Source organism: Micromonospora sp. NPDC005305 (assembly GCF_040607315.1).
In the GTDB taxonomy this organism is placed as follows: Bacteria; Actinomycetota; Actinomycetes; order Mycobacteriales; family Micromonosporaceae; genus Micromonospora.
Window position 1 is genome coordinate 91187 of record NZ_JBEXGL010000010.1, and the last position, 25361, is coordinate 116547.

At 74.2% G+C, this 25361-nt stretch carries 26 protein-coding genes and 1 riboswitch; of the genes, 12 read left to right on the plus strand and 14 right to left on the minus strand.

All coding sequences use genetic code 11. The features are described from left to right. Positions 1–9: 9 nt before the first annotated feature. The 8 genes from ABZS80_RS18690 to eccB all read right to left on the minus strand — a co-directional run bounded on the left by ABZS80_RS18690 (position 10) and on the right by eccB (position 6561). Entirely contained in the window at positions 10–630 is a 621-nt protein-coding gene (locus ABZS80_RS18690) for a C39 family peptidase (protein WP_151462486.1), read from the minus strand. Positions 631–899: 269 nt separating this feature from the next. Further along, positions 900–1322, minus strand: a complete 423-nt coding sequence (locus ABZS80_RS18695) for a pyridoxamine 5'-phosphate oxidase family protein (RefSeq protein ID WP_355057365.1) — start codon at positions 1320–1322, stop codon at positions 900–902. 49 nt (positions 1323–1371) lie between these two features. Continuing rightward, positions 1372–1713: a YkvA family protein gene (locus tag ABZS80_RS18700; RefSeq protein ID WP_355057367.1), complete on the minus strand. Its 342-nt coding sequence runs from the start codon at positions 1711–1713 to the stop codon at positions 1372–1374. A gap of 61 nt (positions 1714–1774) precedes the next feature. Further along, complete coding sequence (locus ABZS80_RS18705) at positions 1775–2611, minus strand: hypothetical protein (RefSeq protein WP_355057369.1); 837 nt, start codon at positions 2609–2611, stop codon at positions 1775–1777. A gap of 134 nt (positions 2612–2745) precedes the next feature. Then, complete coding sequence (locus ABZS80_RS18710) at positions 2746–3165, minus strand: hypothetical protein (RefSeq protein WP_355057371.1); 420 nt, start codon at positions 3163–3165, stop codon at positions 2746–2748. Between the two features lie 176 nt (positions 3166–3341). Continuing rightward, positions 3342–4613, minus strand: a complete 1272-nt coding sequence (locus ABZS80_RS18715; RefSeq protein WP_355057373.1) for a WXG100 family type VII secretion target — start codon at positions 4611–4613, stop codon at positions 3342–3344. Continuing rightward, positions 4606–4977, minus strand: a complete 372-nt coding sequence (locus ABZS80_RS18720; protein WP_151462492.1) for a hypothetical protein — start codon at positions 4975–4977, stop codon at positions 4606–4608. The genes ABZS80_RS18715 and ABZS80_RS18720 overlap by 8 nt, the downstream gene beginning before the upstream one ends. A gap of 117 nt (positions 4978–5094) precedes the next feature. Beyond that, positions 5095–6561: a type VII secretion protein EccB gene (gene eccB / locus ABZS80_RS18725; protein ID WP_355057375.1), complete on the minus strand. Its 1467-nt coding sequence runs from the start codon at positions 6559–6561 to the stop codon at positions 5095–5097. A gap of 162 nt (positions 6562–6723) precedes the next feature. On the opposite strand from eccB, the gene ABZS80_RS18730 reads away from it, so the two are divergent. After that, on the plus strand, positions 6724–7896 hold the full coding sequence (locus ABZS80_RS18730) for a type VII secretion protein EccE (protein WP_355057377.1): 1173 nt from the start codon (positions 6724–6726) through the stop codon (positions 7894–7896). Here ABZS80_RS18730 and eccD read toward each other — a convergent pair. Beyond that, positions 7880–9277, minus strand: a complete 1398-nt coding sequence (gene eccD, locus ABZS80_RS18735; protein WP_355057379.1) for a type VII secretion integral membrane protein EccD — start codon at positions 9275–9277, stop codon at positions 7880–7882. The genes ABZS80_RS18730 and eccD overlap by 17 nt on opposite strands. Before the next feature lie 171 nt (positions 9278–9448). Between eccD and eccCa the strand changes: the two genes are divergently transcribed. The 7 genes from eccCa (at position 9449) to ABZS80_RS18770 (ending at position 16064) form a co-directional block, all read left to right on the plus strand. Next, positions 9449–13414, plus strand: a complete 3966-nt coding sequence (gene eccCa / locus ABZS80_RS18740) for a type VII secretion protein EccCa (protein ID WP_355057381.1) — start codon at positions 9449–9451, stop codon at positions 13412–13414. A 69-nt stretch (positions 13415–13483) separates the two neighbouring features. Then, entirely contained in the window at positions 13484–13903 is a 420-nt protein-coding gene (locus tag ABZS80_RS18745) for a YbaB/EbfC family nucleoid-associated protein (protein ID WP_355057383.1), read from the plus strand. 16 nt (positions 13904–13919) lie between these two features. After that, a complete protein-coding gene (locus tag ABZS80_RS18750; RefSeq protein WP_355057385.1) occupies positions 13920–14213 on the plus strand; it encodes a hypothetical protein in 294 nt (97 codons plus the stop codon). Between the two features lie 28 nt (positions 14214–14241). Next, the gene (locus tag ABZS80_RS18755) at positions 14242–14967 is read left to right on the plus strand and encodes a hypothetical protein (protein WP_355057387.1); all 726 of its coding nucleotides are present in this window, start codon (positions 14242–14244) and stop codon (positions 14965–14967) included. A gap of 16 nt (positions 14968–14983) precedes the next feature. Next, entirely contained in the window at positions 14984–15244 is a 261-nt protein-coding gene (locus ABZS80_RS18760) for a hypothetical protein (protein WP_355057389.1), read from the plus strand. A 204-nt stretch (positions 15245–15448) separates the two neighbouring features. Next, positions 15449–15757 (plus strand): WXG100 family type VII secretion target, encoded by a 309-nt coding sequence (locus tag ABZS80_RS18765; protein ID WP_151462501.1) that lies wholly within the window; start codon positions 15449–15451, stop codon positions 15755–15757. A gap of 28 nt (positions 15758–15785) precedes the next feature. Further along, the gene (locus ABZS80_RS18770; protein ID WP_355057391.1) at positions 15786–16064 is read left to right on the plus strand and encodes a WXG100 family type VII secretion target; all 279 of its coding nucleotides are present in this window, start codon (positions 15786–15788) and stop codon (positions 16062–16064) included. Positions 16065–16163: 99 nt separating this feature from the next. On the opposite strand, the gene mycP is transcribed toward ABZS80_RS18770, so the two are convergent. Beyond that, positions 16164–17405 carry a type VII secretion-associated serine protease mycosin gene (gene mycP, locus ABZS80_RS18775; protein WP_355057393.1) on the minus strand — a complete coding sequence of 414 codons (1242 nt, stop codon included), beginning with the start codon at positions 17403–17405 and terminating at the stop codon, positions 16164–16166. A gap of 58 nt (positions 17406–17463) precedes the next feature. Next, the gene (locus ABZS80_RS18780) at positions 17464–17805 is read right to left on the minus strand and encodes a MarR family winged helix-turn-helix transcriptional regulator (protein WP_355057395.1); all 342 of its coding nucleotides are present in this window, start codon (positions 17803–17805) and stop codon (positions 17464–17466) included. Between the two features lie 193 nt (positions 17806–17998). Between ABZS80_RS18780 and ABZS80_RS18785 the strand changes: the two genes are divergently transcribed. Then, positions 17999–18664, plus strand: a complete 666-nt coding sequence (locus ABZS80_RS18785; protein WP_355057397.1) for a carbonic anhydrase — start codon at positions 17999–18001, stop codon at positions 18662–18664. A gap of 67 nt (positions 18665–18731) precedes the next feature. Here the strand turns inward: ABZS80_RS18785 and ABZS80_RS18790 are convergent, their stop codons facing one another. From ABZS80_RS18790 to ABZS80_RS18800, 3 genes are all read right to left on the minus strand, one after another. Then, on the minus strand, positions 18732–19751 hold the full coding sequence (locus tag ABZS80_RS18790) for a hypothetical protein (protein ID WP_355057399.1): 1020 nt from the start codon (positions 19749–19751) through the stop codon (positions 18732–18734). 3 nt (positions 19752–19754) lie between these two features. After that, positions 19755–19886, minus strand: a riboswitch (cyclic di-AMP (ydaO/yuaA leader). A gap of 154 nt (positions 19887–20040) precedes the next feature. Further along, positions 20041–21366 carry a YibE/F family protein gene (locus tag ABZS80_RS18795; protein WP_355057401.1) on the minus strand — a complete coding sequence of 442 codons (1326 nt, stop codon included), beginning with the start codon at positions 21364–21366 and terminating at the stop codon, positions 20041–20043. A 65-nt stretch (positions 21367–21431) separates the two neighbouring features. Beyond that, on the minus strand, positions 21432–21731 hold the full coding sequence (locus ABZS80_RS18800; RefSeq protein ID WP_355057403.1) for a metal-sensitive transcriptional regulator: 300 nt from the start codon (positions 21729–21731) through the stop codon (positions 21432–21434). Positions 21732–21834: 103 nt separating this feature from the next. Between ABZS80_RS18800 and ABZS80_RS18805 the strand changes: the two genes are divergently transcribed. From ABZS80_RS18805 to ABZS80_RS18815, 3 genes are read left to right on the plus strand one after another with little or no spacing between them, the layout of a single operon-like run. Next, on the plus strand, positions 21835–22044 hold the full coding sequence (locus tag ABZS80_RS18805; protein WP_355057405.1) for a heavy-metal-associated domain-containing protein: 210 nt from the start codon (positions 21835–21837) through the stop codon (positions 22042–22044). A gap of 35 nt (positions 22045–22079) precedes the next feature. Beyond that, entirely contained in the window at positions 22080–23060 is a 981-nt protein-coding gene (locus ABZS80_RS18810; protein ID WP_355057407.1) for a hypothetical protein, read from the plus strand. A 14-nt stretch (positions 23061–23074) separates the two neighbouring features. After that, complete coding sequence (locus ABZS80_RS18815; RefSeq protein WP_355057409.1) at positions 23075–25324, plus strand: heavy metal translocating P-type ATPase; 2250 nt, start codon at positions 23075–23077, stop codon at positions 25322–25324. Positions 25325–25361 lie beyond the last annotated feature (37 nt).

Genomic DNA, 25361 nt, shown 5'->3' on the forward strand with positions numbered 1-25361 from the left:
TCGGTTCGGTCAGGAGCTGTAACCGCGGCCGGCGATCCAGTTGGCCAGCTCGGTCACGTCCATCCAGTACGTCGGCTCGTTCGGGCTGGCCGGGTCGGCGATCAGCACCGTGTTGCCGTCGTCCTTGTACTGCACCACGGTCAGGTAGTGGCCGGGGTAGCTGTGTTCGACACCGTCGATGTCCAGCGCGCCGCCCAGGATGTTGGCGACGACCGGCCGGTCCTGGTCGACGGCGGCCCTGACGTCCGCCCGCAGGCGCTCGACCTGCTCCTTGGTGGCCACGTCGTCCCGGATCTCGGTGGTCTTGTACTTGCCGCCGGTGTACTCGTTGAGCACCCGGGTGATGTCGAGGGCCGAGTCGGTGCCGTTCTCGGTGGTGCCCAGCTTGGCGGCCAGCTCGTCCTGGCTGACCTCCTTGCCCTCGGCCGACAGCGCGATGCGGGTCGAGGCCGGGCCGCAGTAGAAGAAGTTCGGCTGCGCCTCGTACTCGTAGCCGGCGCTGCGCTCGCCCTTGCCCTTGAGGGCGGCCGACGGGGCGGCCTGCGCCGCCACGGCCGGACCCACGACGGTCCCGCCGCACATCACCAGGCCGGCGACGGACAGCATGCTCTTACGGAAGATCGAGTTCATGTCGAAGCTCCATTCGGGGGTTGACGTCTCCGGGTTTCGGAGACGCGGCACCGGGAGTGGCGCTCGGCGTGCCTCGGGGGATCTCGGTGCGCACTGGAGGCGCTGCCCCACTCGCTCACCGGGGGCGGCGGACCGGCTGCCCGCTCGCTCGTATCGCTCGTACGGAAGGTGCAACGGACCGCCGCCGGTCCGGATTTCCGCAGGTGGCGGCCGTCACGGTTTAACCGGACACCGCGCGCGGGCGGGTGGTCGACGCGGTGACGGGCGGGTCAGGTGGTGACCGTGGGAAGGCTGCCGAGGAGGCGGGTCACGGCGATCTCGATGACGACCCGCTGCGGATTCGGACGGGGGATGCGGTAACGGACGGCGTACCGCCGCTCGGCCTCCGCCACCGACTCCGGGTCGCGGCGCAGCACCGCCCGGCCCTCCACGGTCAGCCACCAGCGGCCGTCGAGGTGGCACACCGCCACGGGCGTGCCCGCCGCGCCGGCCGCCGCGACGTGCCGGGCCTTCGCCGAGGCACCCGAGGTGATCACTCGGGCCAGGCAGGCGTCCGCGTCGAAGGTGACCCCCACGGGTACGACGTGTGGGGTGCCGTCCGCGCGCAGCGTGGTCAGCGTGGCGAGATGCCGGTCCCGGAAGAACCGGGCGACCCGCTCGTCATGTGGGTCCAGCCGGTGGTCGCCCGCCATGTGCCGTCCTCGGTGCGCTCGTGCGGGCCGACCGCCGGCCCCGCGCCGATCATGACACGGGGCGGTGCTCCCGGCCCGTGCCCGGCGGCGAGTCCGACCGGTCGGGCAGCGCCCGCTGCGCGGCCCGGTGCTTCGCGGCCAGCCGGCCCAGGTAGATCAGCGCCCCGGCCAGCACACCCATGTCGTCCAGGTAGATCGGGTCGGGGAGCACATCCACCGGCAGGATCGTGTAGATCAGCGCACCGTAGAAGGCGACCTTGCCGCCGACCCCGAGCGCGCCCAGCATGCGACGGGTGCGGACCACCCGGACGGCCAGCAGCACCGCCCCGACCAGCGTCGCCAGCGCGGCGACGGCGGCGAGCACGACGAGTATCCAGGCTTCACGGGACACGAGGTCACGCTAACCGAGCCGGGCCAGCTCCGCCTTCTCCGCCGTCCGGGTGTCCGGCGCCTCAGTACGCCGGGACGGCCGCCCGCCCCCTGGCCACCGGGGTCAGCTCACGGGTGACCTCGGCTGCCCGGGCGGAGGTCGGCAGCTCACGGGTGGCCTCCGGCCCGGTCAGGTCCACGATCGACAGCGCCGGCTGCGCCTCGGTGACCGGTCGGGTCGCGGCGTACGCCTCGTCGCGCAGGCTCCGCGCGGCGGCGGCGGCCAGCTCGGCGGCCCGCCAGGCAGCCTGCTCCCGCTCCCGGGCGGCCTCCTGCCGGGCGCGGAGGTTGTCCCGGACCAGCCGGCGCAGCAGCAGCTCCTGCTCGACCGGGTGCCGGCTCGGATCCCAGCCCTGGTGGCCGAGGATGTCGCTGAGCTGCTGCACGGTGATCTCCTTGCGCCACTGGGCGTCCAGCGCCGCCCGGTGCAGCCAGCGCTCCCGGTCCACGTACTCGGCGGGGGTGCGGGCGGTGCGGGGCAGGGGCAGCGCCGCGGCGGCGGCCAGCCGGCGGACATCCTCCTCCGCCGCCTCGGACGCCCGCCACGCCTCCTCGACCTCCTCCTGCGCGGCCAGCCACTCGGTCCGGCGCCGCTCGGCGGTCGCCGCCGCCCGGGACGCGGCCACCGCCACCTCCTGCGCGTACCGGGACTGCTCCCGGGCGTGCTCGCGGGCCTGCGCGGCCAGCTCGATGCTGCTCGGCCGGGCGGCCTCGCTGATCCGGTCGCCGAACACCGACCGGAACCGGTTCGGGCGGACGATCAGGGCGGCGACCACGGTCGCCGCCACGGCGAGCAGGGCCAGCCAGATCACGGCGGCTCGGGGAACGTCGGGCAGGACGGTGGAGAAGACGGTCTGCATCACCAGCACCTCGTGGTGGAACGGTCGGAGTCAACGGTCGGGGCCCGGTCGACGGGCGGGGTCGCGGCGGCACGCGACGGGGGGAGCGGCGGGCGCGGTCGAGGGGCGCCCGGGGCGTACCCGGGTCGGCGCGGTCAGGCGCGCGGCGGCCCGCGGCGGGCGATGGCGGCCCGGCCGGGGTCGGCGGCGGCCATGTGGGCGGAGTCCGCCACGACGGCCGCGTCCGCCACCGGTGCGGAGGCGTCGGTGATGGCCCGGTGCGGCGGCCCGGCCAGGGCCGGCGCGGCGAGCGGGTGCCGGACGGGCGAGTCGGCGGCGGGCCGGATGCCGGACGCCCGGCGGACCGGGCCCATGTCGACGGGGGCGGCGGCCGGAACGTCGACCCGGAGGTCGACGGCCGGGCGGGCCGTCGCGGTCGGGTGGAGGTGGTCGGCGGCCGGCGTGGCGGCCGGACCGGTGACGCCGGCGATGAGCGCGAGGGCGGTCACCGCCGTGCGGGCGATCCTGCGCAGCGTGGCCGTCCAGAGGGACGAGGCGAACGCTACGGGCAGCACCGTTTCAACCTATCGGTCAGCTCCGCCTCGTGCAGCTCGACGATCTTTCCGGTCGACGTGACCCGTCCCACGATTCGCTGTGGACGAACCCGGTCCCGTAGGGCGGCCGGCGCGGGGGTGGACGCGAAACGGCGCGGCGCCCCGGTGGGGGACGCCGCGCCGTCGTGAACCTGCGGTCAGTTGCCGCCGAGCACCGGCGGCGGTGCCGCCTCGCCGTCGGACCAGACCATCTCGTCCTCGGTCAGCCAGGTCAGCCGGCCCTCGGACTCGTCGTCCTCGGTGCCACGCGCGCCCAGCACACCGTTGCGGCCGGCCATCGCGGGCCGCCCGGTCGTGCCGCCCTTGCCGGTGGAGCGGCTCTCCGTCTCGACCGTCACGCCGCGCCCCGAGGCCAGGCGGCCGGTGCCGGCGGCCGACCGGTTCTCGGCGCCGATCCCGCCGACCCGGCCGGAGGTCGCCGAGCCGCCACCCGAGCCGGCCAGCGACCCGGTGCCGCCCAGCACGCCGGGCGTGCCGTAGAACGAGCCGCCGCCCCCGGCGGTCGGCAGGGTCGCGTTGGTGCCGCCGAGCCCGGGGCCCGCCGCCAGGCCGGTGGTCGGGCCGGTCGCGGTCAGCGGGGCCGCACCGGCGAGCGAGGTGCCGGTCGGCTCGACCGTGCCGCCCGCGCCGATGGTGCCCGGGCTGCCCGCGCCGGGCTGGCCGCCGGTCGTGCCGCCGCCCGTCGTGTCGCCACCCACCGTGCCGCTGCCCGGGGCGGTGTGGTGCACGCCCGAGGTGCTCGCGGTGGCGTTCGCCGCGGGACCGAAGCTGCCCACGCCCGGCGCGGCCGACGGCGTGCTCACCGAGGGGCCGCTGCGCAGCGTCGGGTTCGTCGGGTCGCCGTCACCCGGGAGCCCCGAGTCCGGCGCCTCCGGCACGACGATCCGGCCGTAGGCCGAGAAGTCGTAGCCCTCGGCCAGCTTGGCGACGACCTGCACCATCCGCTGGTGCGCCTTCTCCTGCTCGGCCTTGTCCTGCTCGTGGCCGACGATGCCGCCGACCAGCGCGCCCGGCACACCACCGACCAGGAACCCCTTGCCGGCGCCGGAGAGCAGCTTGTCGTTGTCGTCGGTCTCCTCGGGGCTCTCCGCCTTCGCCTGGGCGGTGCGCAGCTCGCTGGCCATCATGTCGAGGCCCTGCCGGATGCCCGTCATGCCCTCGGCCAGGTTGCCGGAGTAGTCGGCGACCAGGTTGAGCCGGCGGTGGAACTCGCGGGCGGCGTCACCCGTCCAGGTCTTCAGCAGCGCGTCCAGGTCGGCGGTCAGATCCCGGCTGAGGTCGTCGAGGGTGCCCTTCATCGACGTCCACTGGGCGCTCAGCCCGTCGATCTGCTTCGGGTCACCGGCGTTGACGCCCTGGTAGAGCTCCTTGTGGCTGACGTGCTCGTAGCGCTGGGTGTATTCAGACACGCGGATCCTCTCCCTTCGGCTTCATCGCCTCGGTCAGCCCGGAGAGAGCGGCGACGATGTCGGCCGCGGCGGCGGCGTTGCGTGCCTCGGCCGTCCGGTAGTTGGTCATGATGCTCTTGGTGGCCTTCTGGGCTGCCACGATCGCCCGCCGCAACCGCTCGACGTGGTTGGCGTAGCTCTGGTGCGTCTCGGAGTAGCGACGGGAGTTGTCGTTGGCGTCGGTGAACGTGCCGAGTGCCGGCGGCCGGCACTGCATCTCGGTGTTGAGCTTCTTCAACACCGACTCCGCCTCGCTCAGCCGGCGCTCGAGCCGCTGGTGGAAGTCCTCCAAGGACAGTACGTCCACTGTCGTGCGCCCGGTCATGGCTGCATCCCCGTAGTCATCGTCGAGAACCGTTGGCCACGTTCAGGTTAGTCGACACGGGCCAGCCAGGGCGACCCGTCATCCGGCCCTATCCACTTCGGACCGTGCCCGCCCCGGTCATCCGCCCTGCGCAGGGGCCGTGCCGTCGCCCGGTCCCGAGGTCGCGCCGCCCCTCGGCACCGCACCCTCATCGAACTGGTTCATCGCGTCCGCGCGCTCCAGGGTCGGCCCGGTCGGCACCAGCGCCAGCAGGGACGCGGGCACCGCGAGCGGGCTCACGTCGCCGTATCCCAGGGCGCTCTTCGCGTCGCCGGAGGCGGTGCCGAGCGGGTAACGGACACCCTGCGCGGTGATCAGGTAGACCGTCGAGCCGGCCGCCGCCTTGCCGGTCTCCCCGGCGGTGGCCTGCACCAGCACCCCCTTGCCGCCGGGCAGCAGCACGCTCTCGGCCGTCCGGACGGCGTCCCGGTCGCTCTGCCGCGCCGCCACCCCGGTCGACGCGGTCAGCTCGGCCGGCGGCTGGTCGAAGACCTCCAGCGTGGTGGTCGGCTGGCCGGCCGGCCCGGAGCGGTACGTGGCGCAGAGCACCGTCCGCCCGGCGCGGACCTCGTGCACGGTGGGCAGCCGGTCCGGCAGGCCCTCGGCCTCCAGCCGCTGGTCGGTGAGAAGCTGGCCGGCCTGGTCCGGCGTGATGTCGGTGACCTGGCCGCCGCCGCCCAGCAGCAGCAGCGCGGTGACCTCCCGGATCGCCACCAGGCCCTGCTTGGCCAGCACGTAGTACTGGCCGGCGGCCCGGTAGACCTGGCCGACCCGGGCCGGGCGGTCGCCCACCGTCAGCCCGCTCGGGTCGCCCTCCCCGTCGATGGTCGGCTTGCGCAGTGCCGGGCCGACCGGCACCGCGTTGAGCAGCTGCTGGCCGACCGTGAGGGTGGTCGCGCCGGCCATCTTCAACGCCACCAGCGCCTGCTCGTCCCCGACCACCCGCAGCCGCGCGCCGCCGGTGAGCAGGTAACGCGCGTCGTTCAGCTTGACCAGGACCGCCCGGTCGGTGAGCGGGGTGCCGCCGGGCAGCGGCCGGTCGATCACCAGGCGGGTGGTGGAGCGCTGCGGGTCGTTCGGGTCGGGCACGTCGCACACCGACCAGGGGAGCCCGACCAGCGACTTCCGGTCCGGCACGGCGTCCGGCGCGCCCACGATGCCGACCGCCCGGCCCCGCGGCCGGTCCTTGATCGAGGCCTGGGACATGGTGCGGACCGGCGCGCCGGCGTCGTTGAGGATGAGCCGGGCCGAGGCGTAGTTGAGCGTCGGGTGCAGCACCTTGTCGTCGGTGAAGACGTAGGTCGCCCCGGTCTCCCGCTCGATTACCAGCGTGTTCGGCTCCAGCGGGGCGGAGTTGCTGGTGAACTGCCCGTACGCCCCCGCGCCGCCCAGCACGACGGCGGCCGCGATGACGCTGCCGAACACCGCCATGCCGAGGCGCCGCATCGGCAGGTCGTTGGTCTCCGGATCGCCGGAGAGCAGCGCCGAGACGATCCGGCGGGTGACGAAGCGGTACGCCTGCACCTGATCGCGGCGGGTCCGCATGACTAACCTCCGGCAGGGGTGGGTCCGCGGCGATCAGGTCCGAACTCCGCCGCGGGCTTCCCTACGATAAGGGGCCGTCGACGGTTCACCGGGACCCCGCCCGCCACCCGGCGACCCACCGCACCGGCGGATGCCCAGGATGTCCAGAAGGGACGCTCACCGATGACCCAGGTCCAGGCGCCACCCGGTCGTACGGCCACCGCCTCCGCCGCGCCGGCGGACCGACCGGTCACCCCGGTCGACCGGCGCCGGCGCGGCCGGCTCGGCCCGGTCTTCGTCGGCCAGCTGGTGGTGCTGGAGTGCGCCGTGCTCGCCGTCTGGTTCGCCACCGGCGGCCCGGCCTGGCTGCTGGGCGTCGTCGCCGCGCTGGCGCTGCTCGCCGTGGTGGCCGCCTTCGCTCGGCGTGGCGGCCGGTGGTGGTACGAGGACCTCATGCTCCGCCGCCGGCTGCGCCGCCGCCGCGACCGCGCCCGGGGCGCCGCGCCGGCCGGCGACCCGCGGCTGGCCGCGCTCGCCCCGGAGCTGTCCGTCGTCGAGCTGACCGAGCGCGGCACCCGGCTCGGCATCGGCCAGGACGACCGGGGCTGGTTCGCCGCCGTCGCGCTGACCGGCCGGCCCGGCGCCCCGGCCGGGTCGGTCGAGGCGGCGACGGTGGACGAGGCGATCGCGGTGCTCGCCGACTTCTCCGGGCCGGTCACCCAGACCCAGGTCGTCTCGCACACCCTGGTGTGGTACCCCTCGCCGGGCGCGCCCCCGGCCGCGCACCGCACGGTCTGGGTGGCGCTGCGCCTGTCGGTCGCCGACGCCCGCGCCGAGACGGTGAGCCGGGGCGGCGGCATGCACGGCGTGCACCGCACGGTCGCGGCCGGCGTCGGCCGGCTCGGCAAGGCCCTCAACGCCGCCGGCCTCGGCCACCGGGTGCTCGGCCGGGACGAGCTGCACGCGGCGGTCGTCTCCGGCGCCGGCCTCGACCTGGCCCCGGAGTCACCGGTGGAGAGCTGGAACAGCCTGCGCGGCGGTGGCTGGACCCAGCGCTGCCTGGCGCTGCGGGTCCGCCCCAACGGCTCGCTGGGCGCGCTGGTGGACGCGGTGACCGCCACCTCCGCCCCCTCGCACACCGTGGCGGCCGTGGTCCTCCCCGGCGGCCGGCAGCTCCCGCCGCTGCTGCGGGTGGCCGCCATGGACGGTCACGCCGAGGCGCTGGTGAAGGCGGTCCGGGACGTGGCCCGCCGCTCCGGCGTGCCGGCCCGCCCGCTCGACGGCCAGCACGGCCCGGCCGTCTACGCCACGGCGCCGGTGGGCACCGCGATGGGCACGGTCACGGTCGAAGGTTGACGATCCAGCCGTAGAGGCCGCACACCCAGACGGCCAGCGGCACCAGGGCGACGATCAGCAGGATCTCGACGATGTCGAGGGTGCGGCCCCAGACCGGCGAGATCCGCTTGCCCGCCACGGTGAGCCCGTAGATCAGACTGATCACGGCGACCACCAGCAGGCCGCCCAGGATCAGCCCGAGCCGGACCGGGAGCGGGTTGGCGCCGAAGGTGGCCGCCGCGGCCAGCCCGAGGCCGAGGGTGCCGGCGAGGAGCACCGGGGTGCGCTGGCCGCGGCCCAGGAACGGGCGGGCCCGCAGCAGCGCCAGCAGGGCCAGCACCAGGCAGAGCAGCACGGCCGGCAGCCGGCCGTTGTCGGCGAGCACCACCTCGCCGCCGAGCACCAGCACCGAGACCGTCCAGAGCAGGCCGGTGAGGAACGCGTCGGCGCGCTCGCTGTTGCGAAGCACCTGCGGGCCGTCCACCGACTCGGTGTCGCTCTTCAGGTCGTCCGGGCCGGTCGGGATCGACGGCACCGGCAGCCGGGCCAGCCGGTAGGAGATCATCGGCAGCGCCGGCAGGGCGCCGAACGCCACCGTCGCCACCACCGCGGCGGCGGCCGCCGCCCCGATGTCGAAGGCCAGGCAGAGCGCCGCGCCGAAGCCGACCGCCACACCCACCCCGACGGCACCGAGGAAGAGCGGCAGCCGGTCCCCGACGGCCAGCGCGGCGACCGCGCCGAAGAGCACCACGGCGGTCGCGGCGAGCAGCACGTGCGGGCTGGCCAGCTCGGCGAGCCGCCGGTCGCCGGCGAGGACCAGCAGGCCGCCGATCGCGGCGTAGCCGAGGCCCCCCATGGCCAGCAGGGCGCCGGTCCGGCTGTCGCCGGCCGCCCGGGAGAGCACCGCGGCGCTGATCAGCAGGGCGACCGCGACCACCAGCGCGGCGAGCGCGCCGGGCAGCTGCGGCGGGCCGGCGAACAGCGTGGCCGCCGCGCCGGCCGCCAGCGCCCCACCGGCGAAGAGCACCGAGAACGCCCGCGTGGTGCCGACCTGCCAGGCGCCGGCCCGCTGGCTGGTCGCCGTGGCGACCGCGTCCACCACGTCGTCGAAGACGATCTCGGGCGCGGCGGCGGCGCGCGGGTTGAAGTAGAGCACCTCGCCGTCGCGGACGCCGAGCTGCGCGGCGGTGCGGCCGCCGTCGAGCGGCTGACCGCCCAGCCGGGACAGGCTCCAGCCGCCGTGCCGCACGCCCTCGTCGGCGAGATCCTCGCCGGCGTAACGCAGCAGCGTCGGCAGCAGGTCGGCCAGCGGCACGTCGGACGGCAGCGCCAGATCCATCCTGGTCCGCGGCGCCACGATGGTGATCCGGCTCAGTCCGCCGGTCGCCGTTTTCGTCGCCACAGTGGCCTCCTCGTGCTCGCCTACGATCCACCTCGGCCGCCCGCGCCGCCCCCGTGGGTCCACGGCGCCTCCGGGAGATTACCTACGATGGCGGTCGCACAGGTTGCCCACCCGACGACTCGGGTGCGTCGGCCGACGACGAGCAGGGCCGCTTCTGGGGAGGAGACAGCCGTGAGCACGGTGGTGTTCCGCCGGCTTCCGCGTCAACCGGGGCCCGCGCTGCCGCGCGGGGAGGTGCTGCTGGAGTCCCCGCCCGAGCTGCCGGAGCCGCAGGCCAAGGGCATGGGTCAGGTGCTGATGATCCTGCCGATGCTCTGCGGTGTCGGCGCGATGGCCTTCCTCTACGCCGGTCGCGGTGGCGGCATGATGACGTACGTGGCCGGCGGCCTGTTCGGCGTGTCGATGCTGGGCATGGCGGTCGGCACGCTCGGCAACGGCGGCAACGACAAGGCCGAGCTGAACGCCCAGCGGCGCGACTACATGCGCTACCTGGCCCAGATGCGCAAGCGCACCCGGCGCGCCGCCGAGCAGCAGCGCGCCGCGATGACCTGGCGGCACCCGGAGCCGGACGCGCTCTGGTCGGTCGCCGCGTCGCGCCGGCTGTGGGAGCGGCGAATCACCGAGGACGACTTCGGCGAGGTCCGGATCGCGCTCGGCCCGCAGCGGCTGGCCGTGGAGATCGTGCCGCCGGAGACCAAGCCGGTGGAGGACCTGGAGCCGATGAGCGCCATCGCGCTGCGCCGGTTCGTCCGGGCCCACTCCAGCGTGCCGGACCTGCCCACCGCGCTGTCGCTGCGCGCGTTCAGCCGGATCGCGCTGCGCGGCGACCGGGAGCCGGTGCTGGACCTCACCCGGGCCGCGCTGAGCCAGCTGGTCACCTTCCACGCGCCGGACGACCTCCTGGTGGCCGTGGTGGCCGCGCCGGACCGGCAGCCGGTGTGGGACTGGGTGAAGTGGCTGCCGCACGCCCAGCACCCGGGGCGTACGGACGCGGCCGGGGCGCGGCGGATGGTCTTCGCCAGCCTGGCCGAGGCGGAGGCGGCGCTCGCCAACGAGCTGGGCGGCCGGCCCCGGTTCGCCCCGGAGGCGAAGCCGCTCACCACGGCACCGCACCTCGTGGTGGTGCTCGACGGCGGCGAGGTCTCGCCGACCTGCGCGCTCATGGGGCCGGGCCTGCTCGGCGCCACGGTCATCGACCTCTCCGGCACGGTGCCGCGCGACGCGGGCCGCTGGCTGCTCTGCCTGGACACCGGCAACGGCAGCGGGCTGGACCTGGTGCGGGGCACGGCCACGTCCCGGCTGGGCCGGCCGGACCGGCTCAGCATGGCGGCCGCCGAGGGGCTGGCCCGGCAGATCGCCCCCTACCGGCTCTCCCAGCAGCAGGGCGCCAGCACCGAGGAGCCGCTGGCCCGCAGCATGGAGCTGCCGGACCTGCTGGGCGTGGGCGACGCGGCCACCGTGGACACCCAGCAGACCTGGCGGCCGCGCAGCCACCGGGACCGCCTGCGCATCCCGCTCGGGGTCGGGCCGGACGGCAACGTGGTCGAGCTGGACTTCAAGGAGTCCGCGCACGAGGGCATGGGCCCCCACGGCCTGGTCATCGGCGCGACCGGTTCCGGCAAGAGCGAACTCCTGCGTACGGTCGTCGGGGCGCTGGCCGTGACCCACTCGTCCGAGGAGCTCAACTTCGTCCTGGTCGACTTCAAGGGCGGCGCCACCTTCGCCTCCCTGGACGCGCTGCCGCACACCAGCGCGGTCATCACCAACCTGTCCGACGAGCTGCCGCTGGTCGACCGGATGCGGGACGCGCTGGCCGGCGAGATGAACCGCCGCCAGGAGGTGCTGCGGGCGGCCGGCAACTACGTCTCGCGCTACGACTACGAGAAGGCCCGCGCCGCGGGCGAGCCGCTCGAGCCGATGCCCAGCCTGCTCATCATCTGTGACGAGTTCTCCGAGCTGCTCGCCGCGAAGCCGGACTTCATCGACCTCTTCGTGATGATCGGCCGGCTCGGCCGGTCGCTCGGCGTCCACCTGCTGCTGGCGAGCCAGCGGCTGGAGGAGGGGAAGCTCCGGGGCCTCGACACCCACCTGTCGTACCGGATCGGTCTGCGGACCTTCTCGGCGGTGGAGAGCCGGATCGTGCTGGGCGTGCCGGACGCGTACGAGCTGCCGAACGCGCCGGGCCACGGCTACCTGAAGACCGACACGGCCACGATGCTCCGGTTCCGGGCCGCCTACGTGTCCGGCCCGTACCGCGCGCCGGGGCAGGTGCAGCGGTCCACCCGGGCGCAGGTGCAGCGGCGGATCGTCCCGTACGGCATCGACTACGTGCCGGCGCCGGCCCTGCCGAGCCCGGCCGAGACCACGCCCGAGCCGGAGCAGACGGGCGACGGCAAGGCCGTGGCCATGCTCGACGTGCTGATCGACCGGCTCCAGGGGCGGGGCCGCCCGGCGCACCAGGTCTGGCTGCCGCCGCTGGCCGAGCCGCCGGCCCTGGCCGAGTTGCTGCCGCCGCTGGCCGTGCACCCGACGTTCGGGCTGACCACCGCCAACTGGCCGGGGCGGGGCCGGCTCGCCGTGCCGGTCGGCATCGTCGACCGCCCGTACGAGCAGCGGCGCGACCCGATGATGGTGGACCTGTCCGGCGCCGGCGGCAACGTGGTGATTGTCGGCGCCTCGCTGAGCGGCAAGAGCACCATGCTGCGCACGATGCTGGCCTCGCTGGCGCTCACCCACACCCCGCGCGAGGTGCAGTTCTTCTGCCTCGACTTCGGCGGTGGCGCGCTGCGCAGCCTGGACGGGCTGCCGCACACCTCCGGCGTGGCCGGGCGGCGCGACGTCGAGGCGGTCCGCCGGACCGTGGCCGAGGTGGTCGCCGTCATCGACGAGCGGGAGAACCGGTTCACCCAGCACGGCATCGACTCGGTGGCCAGCTACCGCCGGCGCCGGGCGGCCGGGGAGTTCGCCGACGACCCGTTCGGCGACGTCTTCCTCGTGGTCGACGGCTGGAACACGCTGCGCCAGGAGTACGAGGAGCTGGAGCAGACCATCACCAACCTGGCCAACCGGGGGCTCGGTTTCGGCGTACACGTGGTGGTCACCGCCGTGCGGTGGGCGGAGATCCGGATCAACATGCGGGACCTGCTCGGCACCAAGCTGGAGCTGCGGCTCGGCGACCCGGCGGAGTCGGAGATCGACCGGCGGGCCGCGCAGAACGTGCCGGGCGGCACGCCCGGTCGCGGCCTGACCCGCGACAAGCTGCACTTCCTCACCGGCGTCTCGCGGATCGACGGCAAGCGCGACATCGAGGACCTGACCGAGGCGTCGGTGGCCCTGGCCGGGCACGTCGCGGCCAACTGGCCGGGCCGCCCGGCGCCGAAGGTGCGGCTGCTGCCGCGCAAGCTGGGCGTCGCCGAGCTGGCGAAGGTGGTCGACCGGTCGGCCCCGGGCATCCCGATCGGCGTCAACGAGTCGGCGCTCGCCCCGGTCTACCTGGACCTGACGACCGAGCCGCACCTCACCGTGTTCGGCGACGCCGAGTGCGGCAAGACCAACCTGCTGCGGCTGATCGCCCGGGGCATCGCCGAGCGGTACACCCCGGCGCAGGCCCGGCTGGTCATCGCCGACTACCGGCGTGGCCTGCTGGGTGCGGTGGAGGGCGACCATCTGCTCGACTACGCGCCGTCCAACCAGGTCTTCAGCCAGGGCCTCGGTTCGATCCGCAGCGCCCTGCAGAACCGGCTGCCGGGGCCGGACGTGACCACCGCCCAGCTGCGCGACCGGAGCTGGTGGAAGGGGCCGGAGCTCTACATCCTGGTGGACGACTACGACCTGGTCGCCTCCGGCGGCAACAACCCGCTCAGCGCCCTGCACGAGCTGCTGCCGCAGGCGCGGGACATCGGCCTGCACCTGATCATCACCCGCCGGGTGGGTGGTGTGGCCCGCGCCCTCTACGAGCCGGTGCTGCAACGCCTGCGCGAGCTGGACTCGCCGGGCCTGCTGATGTCCGGCAGCCGCGAGGAGGGTGCCGTCTTCGGCAACCTGCGGCCGAGCCCGCAACCGCCGGGCCGGGGCACCCTGGTCCGCCGCCGCGACGGCCAGCAGCTCATCCAGACCGCGTGGACGGAGCCTGCCTGACAGGGGCGGACGCCGGATGAGCGGGTCCGGTAGCGTCGGCCCGACCGTCGATCCGAGGAGAGGACAGTCGTGAGCACCTCGTGGGGTTACGGCGGCGCCGGCGGCGCCGTGGAGAACCTGCTGCGCCAGGCGCAGGAGCAGCAGCGCCGGCTGGCGGAGTTCCAGCAGCAGCGCGCCGAGCTGCGGGTGACCGGGGAGAGCCCGGACGGCCTGGTCCGGGTCACGGTCGACGGTGACATGAAGGTCGGTGGCATCGACGTCAACGCCCGGGCCATGCGGCTGGACAGCTACACCCTGGCCGAGTCGCTCCAGGCCGCGATCGACGCGGCGTACGCGGCCTTCGCCGAGCGGCAGCAGGAGCTGATGAGCGAGGTGCTCGGTGGGTCGGACCTGGTCCGCCGGGCGCAGGCGGGCAACCTCACCCCGGAGGACTGGTTCCGGGAGTTCGGCGTGGACCTGACTGACCCGACCCGCGGCCTGCGCCGCTGACCAGGGAGGAGACGCGGTGGCGAACAAGGTCGACGTCGACGCGATCCGCAAGGCGAGCAAGAAGCTCGACGCTCCGGACGGCCCGATCCAGTACCTGCGCAACGTGCAGACGCTGCTGGAGAGCGTGAAGTTGCCGGACGGCGCGCTGACCCTCTTCGGCGGCGGGACCGTGCAGGCGCACAACGCCTCGGTGGACGGTCACCTCGCCAACGTCAAGACCGGCATCGAGCACCTGCACAAGGCGGCCGAGCAGCTGGAACAGACCGCGAAGAACTGGGAGAAGTCCGACCAGCCCTGGGTGGTCAAGTGACCGGCCGGGTGGACGGGGGGAGCAGCTGATGTCGGAGATCCTGATCGCCAACGCGGCCGGCACGGTGACCGGCACGCACACGGTCGCCGCCGCGACGGCGCCGGTGCGCGGCCTGCTGCCGGCGGCCCGGGCCAACTGGATGTGGCTGGTCTTCGCCGGGGCGCTGGGTGCCGCCATCGCCTACCTGGAGACGTTCGACAACGACGAGGTCAACAAGTCCATCAAGGAGTGGGGCGACGCGGCGCGGCTGCTCGGCGGCGACCAGTTCGGGGCGGCGCTGGAGCAGGTCCCGCCGTCGGACGCCGAGTGGGACTTCGACGACCGGGACGCCTTCGACCTCTTCCTCCGCAAGCTCGGGGCCGAGATCAACTCGCTGGCCGAGGCGTTCAACGCCAACCGGGACACCCTGACGGCCGCCCGGGACGCCTTCAACGACGCGGTGAACGCGCTGGTCGACGCGCTCATCCCGATCCTGATCGCGGTGATCGCCTCGGTCGCTCTCCAGGCGTTCCCCCCGACGGCGCCCATCGCCGAGGCGATCGGCGTGGCCGGGATGGCCGCGAGCGCCGCCATCCTGGCGCTGGTCTTCGGCGACATCAGCGCGCTGTTCTCCGCGGTCGTGGCCGGCTTCCAGGGCAACGACCGGTTCGCCTTCGTGTCGGATTCCCGCCCGGGTTGGGCGGCCGCCGGCCAGGACCCGGACATCAAGGACATCAAGATCGACTGGGTGCAGGACTCCAAGTTCTACCAGTGACGGGAAGGGGTCCGGGGTGACCTTGGTGCTCTTCGTGTACTTCCTGGTGACCGTGCCGGTCTTCCTCGGGCTGGCGCTGGTCGCCCAGTTGGCCCGCGCCGCGTGGGCGAAGCGGGCCAGCGAAGTGGTGTTGCTCACCGGGGTCGCGGCGCTCATCCCGGTGGTGCTCGACCGGGCGCTCGACAAGCCGGTGCTGTGGCTGTTCGTGGCGCTGCTGGCGGTGGTGCTGGTCTTCGGCGCGGTGCTGCACGTCAGGTCGTATCGACGGCCGTCCTGAGCGGCCGCTGGCGACCGCGACCGTCCACGTCGTACGGTCTGAACGCCGGACGGCGTTGTGCGCCATGGGGAAGCAGGGCTGCGCGGATTGGACGTCGTCCGCTACGGTTCGATTGAAGTGTCCGTCGGTGGGGTGTGTACGCCTTGCCGCGGGGGAGGGGCGCGGCGGATCCGCCGCCACAGAGATGACGGAAGGGTGTGAAGCATGGCGTTCGAGGTCAGTGCAGCGAGCCTGCACACCGCCGCGAGTGACGTGCGGTCCACGCGCAGCGACGTCGACGGTGAGCTCAAGAAGCTGTGGAACGTCGTCGACGACCTGGCCATGGCCTGGAAGGGCGGGGCGTCCACGGGTTTCCAGAACCTGATGCTGCGTTGGAACGAGGACACGAACAAGCTGCTGACGGCGATGGACAACATCGCCGACCTGCTTGACAAGTCCGGCACGACGCACCAGGTCAACGACGAAGAGCAGCAGCAGATGCTGGACAAGTTCCACTCTGCTCTCAACCCGTGATCCGCGAAGACAGGCAGAGGAGGAATCGATGAGCATCAAGGTTGACTACGCTGTCCTCGAGAGCAGCAACCAGCAGATGCAGGCCATCTCGCGGACCATCGACGAGAAGCTGGACACGCTGCGCTCGATGCTGAGCAAGCTCGAGTGGGAGGGCCAGGACCGCGTGGCCTACGAGCAGCACCAGGCTCAGTGGGACGCCGCCGTGCGGGACATCAACAAGGTCCTGAACGAGATCGGCGGCGCGGTGGGCATCGCGCGCGAGAACTACATGACCACCGAGATGAGCAACTCGAAGGTCTGGGGCTGACCCGACCGATCCGCTGCGGCTCCGCTCCGGCTCACGCCGGGGTCGGGGCCGTGGTGCTTTTCCGGGCCGGGCCCCGCACCGGTGGTCGGCCCGGGCCGTTCAGGCGTCCTGCGGCACGCTACGCCGGCCGGGGCGCCAGCCGCGCCGGCGGCCCCGCACCAGGATCGGCCGCAGCGTCAGCAGGGCCCCGGCCAGCACGGCGCCGATCACGGCCGCCCAGATCGCCACGGTGCGCTGCCAGGCCAGCGGATCCTCGTGCGGCGCGGGCGCCGGCATCGCGCCCAGGGGCGGGTCGCTGCGGGTGCCCAGCAGGCTGGTCACGGCCCGGTACGGGTTGACCACCCCGTAGCCGACGAGCGCGTTGTGCCCGTCGGGCGGGTTGTCGGCGGTGCGGGTGAGCCGGAACGCGACGTCCTTCGGGTCGAGGTCCGGGTGCGCGGCCCGCACCAGCGCGGCGGCCCCGGAGACGTACCCGGTGGCGTAGCTGGTGCCGCCGTTGGGCTCGGCCAGGTAGCCGGAGCCCTGCGGGGCCGGGCCAATGATGTTCAGCCCGGGTGCGGCGATGTCCACATAGTCGCCGGTGACCGAGCTGCCGACGTGCCCGCCGCTCTCGTCCACCCCGGCGACCGCGATGACCCCCGGGTAGGAGGCCGGGTAGGCCGGCTGGTCCTGCTGGTTCTCCTGCCGGTTGCCGGCGGCGGCCACCAGGATCACGTTCTTGCCGAGCGCGTAGTCCACGGCGGACCTCAGGGCCGGGTCGTCGAGGGTGACCAGGGACAGGTTGACCACGTCGGCGCCGTGGTCGACCGCCCACCGGATGGCCTTCCCGATCTCGGCCGGGATGGACTCGTCGAAGGCTTTCTTGTTGTCGGCCAGCACGCGGACCGGCAGGATCCGGGCCTCCGGTGCGATCCCGGAGTACGGCGCGCCCGTGCCCTCCTTGCCCGCGATGATGCCCGCGATCAGGGTGCCGTGGCCGACCTGGTCGCACTGGCCCTTGCGCTTGTCGAGCTGGTTGAAGTCCTCCCCGGGGAGCACCCGGCCGCGCAGCAGCGGGTGGGTCGGTGAGACGCCGGAGTCGATGACCGCGACCGTGATGCCCTGCCCCTTGGTCACCCGCCACGCCGACGCCGGGTCGAGCCGGTTCAGCGCCCACGGCGAAGCGGTCGGGGCGGGGCCGCCGGACGGCCCGCACTCCTGGGCCGCCACGGCCGGCGCGGGCACCGTCAGCACGCCGCCGAGCAGGGCGGCGGCGGCCGCCGCTCCGGAGAGGACGGATCGGATCCGGTGTCCGGCCCGGACGCGCCCCGTCGTCCCGTCCGGCCGCAAGCTGTCGCGCACGCGGTGAGATTACCGTCGCCGCGCCGCCCGTGCGGTGACGGGCGTACGCGGGGCGCGCTCAGCTCCCGGCCGCCGGCTCCCTGAGCGGCTCGGCGGTGAAGAGGGCGAGCAGGGCACCCACCTGCTGGTCGGCCTCGGCCGGGTGCCGGAAGTGCCCGGCCGGGTTGACCGTGTACTCGTTGCGCCGGCCCACCCGGGTGCGACGGAGGTAGCCACCGGCTTCCAGGTCGGCGACGATCGCCTGGGCGGCCCGCTCGGTGACCCCCACCTCGTCGGCCACGTCCCGCAGCCGGGCGGTGGGGTTGCGGGCGATGGCCAGGAGCACGTGCCCGTGATTGGTGAGGAACGTCCAGTTCCGGCCGCTGCCCCTCGCACCCGGTGTCGTCGCCATGATGGTCATCGTATGGGTCCCGCGTGCTCCGGTCCTGTCGAGGCCGCTGCCGCGGCCGCCGTCAAGGTCCGGCCAACGTATGAAATCCGTATCACGTAAATCTTGACGTACCTTGGGCTGCGTGTGACCGTGGGTGCCGAGGCCGCCACCGTCGCAGGCCGGCTGACCAGGGCGTTTTCGCGCGAGGACGAGGTGAGGACCAGTGCCGACCACTCCCGAGCAGGCGCTCGCCGAGCTCTATGCCGGTAACCACCGGTTCGTCACCGGCGACCCGCGCCATCCCAATCAGGACGCCGGACACCGGGCGGCCGTCGCCGACGGCCAGCACCCGTTCGCCGTGATCGTCGGCTGCTCCGACTCCCGGCTCGCCGCCGAGATCATCTTCGACCGGGGTCTCGGTGATCTCTTCGTGGTCCGCACCGCCGGCCACACCGCCGGCCCCGAGGTGCTCGGCAGCGTCGAGTACGCGGTGACCGTGCTGGGCACCCCGCTCGTGGTGGTGCTCGGCCACGACTCGTGCGGCGCCGTCCAGGCCGCCCGCGAGGCGGTCCGCACCGGCACGTCGCCGTCCGGGCACCTGGGCGCCGTGGTGGACGCCGTCGCGCCCAGCCTGCTCCGGGCCGGCCGGGAGGGCGTCGAGGACCTCGACGGGATCGTCGACATCCACATCGCGCAGACCGTGGAGGCGCTGCTGGCCCGGTCCGCCGTCCTCGCCGACGAGGTGGTCGCCGGGCGGTGCGCGGTGGTCGGCCTGTCGTACCGGCTCAGCGCGGGCGAGGTGCGCAGGGTGGCCCAGGCCCCGGCCGGCACGCCGGCCGCCCAGGTGCCCGCACCGGCCGCGCCCGCGGACCCGGCGCTCGCCAACTGACGGCCGTCGGAAAACGTCGAAGGGGCCGGCCCGCGTGTCGCGGGCCGGCCCCTTTCGGTGTACGTCGTCAGAGCAGCGACATGTGCACGTGGTCGGTGTGGTCCGAGGGCCCGCTGTAGGACTTCCAGCCGGTGGCCGGGAACCAGATCTGCCGGTTCCAGATCACGTAGTAGATGCCCAGCCGGTCCGCGTTGCGGATGAGGAAGGCGGCGACGTTGTTGCCGTACATCCGCTGGTCCTTGGTGCGCCAGGAGGAGAAGCCGCTCTTCTGCAACGACCAGTCGCAGGCCCGGCCCTTCGGGTGCTCGAACGGCCCGCCGTTCCGGTGGCAGCCCACGAAGCGGTTGAAGCCGGCCCGCTTGACCTCCTTGTACGCGTGCAGCGTGCGCGGGGTGACGCAGCCCGAGGTGGTGGGGTCGTTCTCGCTGCACGACTCCGGCTTCCAGTCGCCGTCGGAGGTCCGGCCCGGGCCGACGCGGGCGACCGGCGAGGTGGCCGAGACCAGGCCACCGGTGAAGCCGATCCCACCGACCAGCTTCAGCGCCTTCTCCGTCTCGGCCTTCTCGCGGGCCATCGCGTTCTTCTGCTTCTCCTGCTCGCGCACCTCGACGTCGAGCGCGATCTTGGCCTGCTCGGCGCGGGTCTTCGCGGCGTTGATGGCGCCGAGCTTCTGCGCGTTCAGCAGGTTCAGCTCGTCGAGGGCGGCCGCCCGCCGGACGAACGAGTCGGGCGTGTTGCTCTCCATCAGCATGGCCATGGCGCCCATCCGGCCGGTCCGGTAGGACTGGGCCGCGATCTGGGCCACCTGCGGGCTCAGCGCGTCGAGCTCGCTCTGTGCCGCCTTCACCTCGAGGGCGAGCTGGAGTTGGCGCTTGCGCGACGTGTCCAGCTTCGACTTGGCCTGGAGGTAGGCCCGGTTGGCGGTGTCGATGGCCTCGGTGATGAGGGGGTCGTCGTCTTCGTCGGAGTGCCCCGAGGGGGTGGGGGTGCTCGGAGCGGCCGTCGCCGGGGTCGGCCCCACCAGCACGGTGAGCGCGGCCAGCGCAGCCACCACGGGGGTCAGCCAGCGGCGCAGGGGTGCCGTCACAGTGTTCCCTTCCGTCGGCCGCCGACCGGGTTAGCTGACGGGTTCGGGACGGAAGTGGCCCCTACCGCTCGCGCGGATTCACCCCATGTACCTGGTTCCCCGGCTCGCCCGCGGGCGATTGGGCGGCGGCACCGCTGGCGCCGGTGCGCGCCTTCGGCGGTGACCGGCAGCGAGGTTACCCGAGAGTCCTCCCCGGGTTCTACGTCCGGAAGCCGACCAATAGCGAGAATTCGTCCTCGCCCAGCGTGACCAGGATCGCGTTTGACATCTGTCATCACGCTGCGGAGTGTCACCATGCGGCCTCCGTGCTCCTGTCACCGCCGGACCACCCACCGGAGCGCCGGTCCGGCGCCCCACCGAGGGCCTCCAGCGCCTCGTCCCGCGCGACCGGCGGCCGTGGCGCGGGCGGGTCGGCCGGGCCCGCGGTGGTCCCGCGCCGCCCGGCGGTGGTGACCACCGCGGCCAGTCCGGTGGTCAGCGGTACGGCGGCGATCAGGCCGAGCGTGGCCACCGCGCTGCGGACGATCTCCTGGGCCAGGAACTCGCTGGTGAGGATCTGGCTCACCGGCCGGGAGTCGGCGACGAGCAGGAGCAGCAGCGGCAGCGAGGCGCCCGCGTACGCCAGCACGATGGTGTTGACCGTGGAGGCGATGTGCGCCCGGCCCACCCGGGTGGCGGCCCGGTAGAGCTGGCGTCGGGAGAGCGCCGGGTTGGCGTGGGCCAGCTCGGTGACCGTGGCGGCCTGGGTGACGGTGACGTCGTCCAGCACGCCGAGCGAGCCGATGACGATGCCGGCCAGCAGCAGGCCGTGCAGGTCCACGTCGCGCTGGAACATCGACAGGGTGGTCGCGTCCTCGCTGCCGAAGCCGGTCAGGTGGGTGGCGGCGGTGGCCAGGGTGCCGAGCACGCCGGTCAGCACCAGGCTGCCGAGCGTGCCGAGCACGGCCACCGAGGTCTGCGCGGTGATCCCGTGGGTCAGGTAGAGCACCACGAACATGATCAGCGCGGCGCCGACGATCGCCACCAGCAGCGGCGGCTGGCCCGCGCCGATCCCGGGCAGCACGAACCCGAGCAGGATGGCGAAGCTCGCGACCAGCCCGCCGAGCGCGGCCAGCCCGCGCCAGCGGCCGAACGCCACGATCGCCACGGCGAACAGCACCGCCAACCACGCCAGCGGGGTGCCGCGCCGGTGCTCGGCGATGTCGTAGGTCTTCACGGCCGGATCGGCCGGGTCGGTCAGCTCGACCAGGATCACCTTGTCGCCGACCTCGACCCGGGGCGCCCCGGGGCCGGCGGGCACCGGCGTCTCGACCTGCCGGCCGGCGTTCGGGCCCTGCTCGGCGGCGACGGTCACCGTCCCGCACGGGCCGGCGGACCCGCCGGGGCCACCCTCCGGTGCCTCCGGGGTCGGCGGGCAGGGCTCGGTCACCACCCGGGTCACCGTGCCGTGGTAGCGGGGCAGCGCGGGCGCGTCCGTCGGTTCCCGGTCCTGCCGGGGCCAGAGCACCAGCGCCGCGACGACGGTGATCAGGAAGAGCGGCACCACCGTCGCGACCAGGATCCGCCGGACCCGCGGCGGGGCGGGCGGAGCGGGACGGGTGTGGTCGGCGCCCATGGCGTTTCTCCCAACGGTTCGCAACGGGACACGTGGCACGCGGCCGGCGGGTTCACCCGGCCCGGTCAGCCCCGCTTCATGAGGCGGCCCACGGCGGCCATCATCTCGGTGGCCATCTCGTCGGCGCGGCCCTCGGCGGCGCCGTCGTGCATGCAGTGCCGGGCGTGCCCGTCGAGCAGGCCGAGGCCGACCTTGTCCAGCGCGGCCTGGATGGCGGAGATCTGGGTCAGCACGTCGATGCAGTAGCGGTCGTCCTCGACCATCTTCTCGATGCCGCGGACCTGGCCCTCGATACGGCGGAGCCGCGCGAGGAGCTGGTCCTTGCTGGCGGTGTAGCCCCGGGTCGGGGTCGTCGGTGCGGTCATGACGTCGAGGATAGCGTACCCCTCGGGGGTATGGTACGGTCCTCCCGTGGCCGATACCCACACCGGGTAACGGTAACGACAGCGGCGGAAGGGAAGAAGCGCGATGGTCACCACCACGTACCAGGTGCAGGGCATGACCTGCGGGCACTGCGTCAACTCGGTCAGCACCGAGGTGAGCGCGCTGCCGGGCGTCACCGACGTCCAGGTCGACCTGGCCTCCGGCCGGGTCACCGTCACCAGTCAGAGCCCGTTGGACACGGACACCGTCCGCGCCGCCGTCGACGAGGCCGGTTACGACCTCGCCGGGGCGTGACGGGTCCGCCGACCCGAAGGAACCGAGGTGCCCCGATGAACACGGCGACGAAGCTGAGCGGCTTCGCCCTCGGGCTCGCGGCGGTGTTCGGCACGGCGTACGGGGTCGGCCACCTGGCCGGCCCCGTCACCCCCGCCGCCGAGACCCGCCACGACGCCACCGACGCCGGCCACGACCCCGGCGGAACCGACCACGGTGACGGGGGCCACGCGGCCACCGCCACCGCCCACCTGCCCGGCGGGCTGCTCGTCTCCGACCGCGGCTACACGCTTCAGCCGGTGACCGCCCCCGCGGGCGAGTTCGCCTTCCGGATCACCGGCCCGGACGGCCGGCCGGTCACCCGCTACGACGTGGCGCACGACAAGCGCATGCACCTGATCGTCGCCCGCCGCGACCTCTCCGGCTTCCGGCACGTCCACCCGGAACTGGCCGCCGACGGCACCTGGCGGGTCGCCTCGCCGCTCGCCGGGCCCGGCGTCTGGCGGGCGTTCGCCGACTTCACCCCGACCGGCGGCGAGCCGCTCACCCTCGGGGTCGACGTCACCGTCCCGGGCGCGCTGGAGCACCGGCCGCTGCCGGCGCCGGTGACCAGCACCACGGTCGACGGCTACACCGTCACCCTCACCGGGGCCCCGCAGCCCGGCCGGACCAGCCGGCTCACCCTGACCGTCAGCCGGGACGGCCGGCCCGTCACCGACCTCCAGCCCTACCTCGGGGCCTACGGGCACCTGGTGGCACTGCGCCAGGGCGACCTGGCGTACCTGCACGTGCACCCGGAGGGCGCGCCCGGCGACGGGCGGACCCCGGCCGGGCCGGCGGTCACCTTCGCCGCCGAGGTGCCCTCCTCCGGCGCGTACCGTCTCTACCTGGACTTCCGGCACGGCGACGCGGTGCACACCGCGGAGTTCACCGTGCTGGCCGGGGACCAGGCCACGCCGGCGCCCGCCGCGCCGGCCCCCACGACCGCACCGACCCCGGACGCCGACCACGGCGCCCCGGGGCACGGGCACAGCTGACCGGAGGTGACGAGATGACATCCGCCCGGTCCCTGCCGGTCGCGCCGAACCTGATCGAGCTGGCGATCGGCGGCATGACCTGCGCCTCCTGCGCCGCCCGGATCGAGAAGAAGCTCAACCGGATGGACGGCGTCGAGGCCACGGTCAACTACGCCACCGAGAAGGCCACCGTCCGGTACGCCGACGAGGTCACCCCGGCCGACCTGATCGCCACCGTGGAGAAGACCGGCTACACGGCCGTCGTCCCGCCACCGCCCGCGCAGGCCGCCGAGGCGACCGCCGGGCCGGTGGACGAGCTGCGCGGGCTGCGTACCCGGTTGTGGGTGTCGGTCGTGCTGACCGTGCCGGTGATCGTGCTGGCCATGGTGCCGGCCTGGCAGTTCGACTACTGGCAGTGGCTGTCGCTGACCCTGGCCGCCCCCGTCGTGGTCTACGGCGGCCTGCCGTTCCACCGGGCCGCGTGGATCAACCTGCGGCACGGCGCGGCGACCATGGACACGCTGGTCTCGCTCGGCACCCTCGCCGCGTTCGGCTGGTCGCTCTGGGCGCTCTTCCTCGGCGACGCCGGCATGCCCGGGATGACCCACCCGTTCCGCTTCGACATCACCCGCACCGACGGGGCCGGCAACATCTACCTGGAGGCGGCGGCCGGGGTGACCGTGTTCATCCTCGCCGGCCGCTACTTCGAGGCCCGGTCCAAGCGCACCGCGGGCGCCGCCCTGCGCGCCCTGCTGGAGCTGGGCGCCAAGGACGTCGCGGTGCTGCGCGGCGGGCAGGAGACCCGGATCCCGGTGGACCAGCTCGCGGTCGGCGACCGGTTCGTGGTCCGCCCGGGTGAGAAGGTCGCCACGGACGGCGTGGTCGCCGAGGGGACGTCGGCGGTCGACGCCAGCATGCTCACCGGCGAGTCCGTGCCGGTCGAGGTCGCGCCGGGCGACGCCGTGGTGGGCGCCACCGTCAACGCCGGCGGCCGGCTGGTCGTCCGGGCCACCCGGGTCGGCGGCGACACCCAGCTCGCGCAGATGGCGAGGCTCGTGGAGCAGGCGCAGACCGGCAAGGCGGCCGTGCAGCGGCTCGCCGACCGGATCTCCGGTGTCTTCGTGCCGATCGTGATCGCCCTGGCCGCCGGCACGCTGGGCTGGTGGCTCGGCACCGGGGGCGGCACGACCGCCGCCTTCACCGCCGCCGTGGCGGTGCTGATCATCGCCTGCCCCTGCGCGCTGGGGCTCGCCACACCGACCGCGTTGCTGGTCGGCACCGGGCGGGGCGCCCAGCTCGGCATCCTGATCAAGGGGCCGGAGGTGCTGGAGTCCACCCGCCAGGTCGACACCGTCGTGCTGGACAAGACCGGCACCGTCACCACCGGGAAGATGACGCTTGTCGACGTGCTGCCCGCCGGGGGCGAGGACGCGGCCGACCTGCTCCGGCTCGCCGGCGCGCTGGAGGGGGCCTCCGAGCACCCGATCGCCCGCGCCGTCGCCGACGGGGCTGCCGAGGCGGGCCCGCTGCCCGCGGTGACCGGCTTCGCCAACGCCGAGGGCCTCGGCGTGACCGGCACGGTCGACGGCCGGGAGGTGGTGGTCGGGCGGCTCCGGCTGCTGCGCGAGCGCGGTCTCGACGTACCCGAGGAGGTCGTGCGGGCGGTCGCCGGCGCGGAGGCCGCCGGCCGGACGGCGGTCCTGGCCGGCTGGGACGGCCGGGCCCGCGGCGTCCTCGCGGTGGCCGACGCCGTGAAGCCGACCAGCGCGGCGGCCGTCGCCCGGCTCCGCGAACTGGGGCTCACCCCGGTGCTGCTCACCGGCGACAACGCCACCGTGGCCAAGGCGGTGGCCGCCGAGGTCGGCATCGACGAGGTGATCGCCGAGGTGCTGCCGGCCGACAAGGTGGCCGTGGTCGAGCGCCTCCAGGGTGAGGGGCGGACCGTCGCCATGGTCGGCGACGGGATCAACGACGCCGCCGCGCTGGCCCAGGCCGACCTGGGGCTGGCCATGGGCACCGGCACCGACGTGGCCATCGAGGCGTCCGACCTGACACTGGTGCGGGGCGACCTGACGGCCGCCGTCGACGCCATCCGGCTCTCCCGGCGGACCCTCGCGATCATCAAGGGCAACCTGTTCTGGGCCTTCGCCTACAACGTGGCCGCCCTGCCGCTGGCCGCCGCGGGCCTGCTCAACCCGATGATCGCCGGCGCGGCGATGGCCTTCTCGTCGGTCTTCGTGGTCGCGAACAGCCTCCGGCTTCGGCGCTTCCGCCCGGTCGGCTGACGGCCGGGGATTCGCACGGCGGAACCCGGGGTACTTG

What these genes read in the sequence shown, in the direction of transcription:
- ABZS80_RS18690 (WP_151462486.1), bottom strand. Translation starts at nt 630, where the DNA reads ATGAACTCGATCTTCCGTAAGAGCATGCTGTCCGTCGCCGGCCTGGTG.
- ABZS80_RS18695 (WP_355057365.1), bottom strand. Translation starts at nt 1,322, where the DNA reads ATGGCGGGCGACCACCGGCTGGACCCACATGACGAGCGGGTCGCCCGG.
- ABZS80_RS18705 (WP_355057369.1), bottom strand. Translation starts at nt 2,611, where the DNA reads ATGCAGACCGTCTTCTCCACCGTCCTGCCCGACGTTCCCCGAGCCGCC.
- ABZS80_RS18720 (WP_151462492.1), bottom strand. Translation starts at nt 4,977, where the DNA reads ATGACCGGGCGCACGACAGTGGACGTACTGTCCTTGGAGGACTTCCAC.
- eccB (WP_355057375.1), bottom strand. Translation starts at nt 6,561, where the DNA reads ATGCGGACCCGCCGCGATCAGGTGCAGGCGTACCGCTTCGTCACCCGC.
- ABZS80_RS18730 (WP_355057377.1), top strand. Translation starts at nt 6,724, where the DNA reads ATGACCCAGGTCCAGGCGCCACCCGGTCGTACGGCCACCGCCTCCGCC.
- ABZS80_RS18755 (WP_355057387.1), top strand. Translation starts at nt 14,242, where the DNA reads ATGTCGGAGATCCTGATCGCCAACGCGGCCGGCACGGTGACCGGCACG.
- ABZS80_RS18765 (WP_151462501.1), top strand. Translation starts at nt 15,449, where the DNA reads ATGGCGTTCGAGGTCAGTGCAGCGAGCCTGCACACCGCCGCGAGTGAC.
- ABZS80_RS18770 (WP_355057391.1), top strand. Translation starts at nt 15,786, where the DNA reads ATGAGCATCAAGGTTGACTACGCTGTCCTCGAGAGCAGCAACCAGCAG.
- ABZS80_RS18780 (WP_355057395.1), bottom strand. Translation starts at nt 17,805, where the DNA reads ATGACCATCATGGCGACGACACCGGGTGCGAGGGGCAGCGGCCGGAAC.
- ABZS80_RS18795 (WP_355057401.1), bottom strand. Translation starts at nt 21,366, where the DNA reads ATGGGCGCCGACCACACCCGTCCCGCTCCGCCCGCCCCGCCGCGGGTC.
- ABZS80_RS18800 (WP_355057403.1), bottom strand. Translation starts at nt 21,731, where the DNA reads ATGACCGCACCGACGACCCCGACCCGGGGCTACACCGCCAGCAAGGAC.
- ABZS80_RS18805 (WP_355057405.1), top strand. Translation starts at nt 21,835, where the DNA reads ATGGTCACCACCACGTACCAGGTGCAGGGCATGACCTGCGGGCACTGC.
- ABZS80_RS18810 (WP_355057407.1), top strand. Translation starts at nt 22,080, where the DNA reads ATGAACACGGCGACGAAGCTGAGCGGCTTCGCCCTCGGGCTCGCGGCG.
- ABZS80_RS18815 (WP_355057409.1), top strand. Translation starts at nt 23,075, where the DNA reads ATGACATCCGCCCGGTCCCTGCCGGTCGCGCCGAACCTGATCGAGCTG.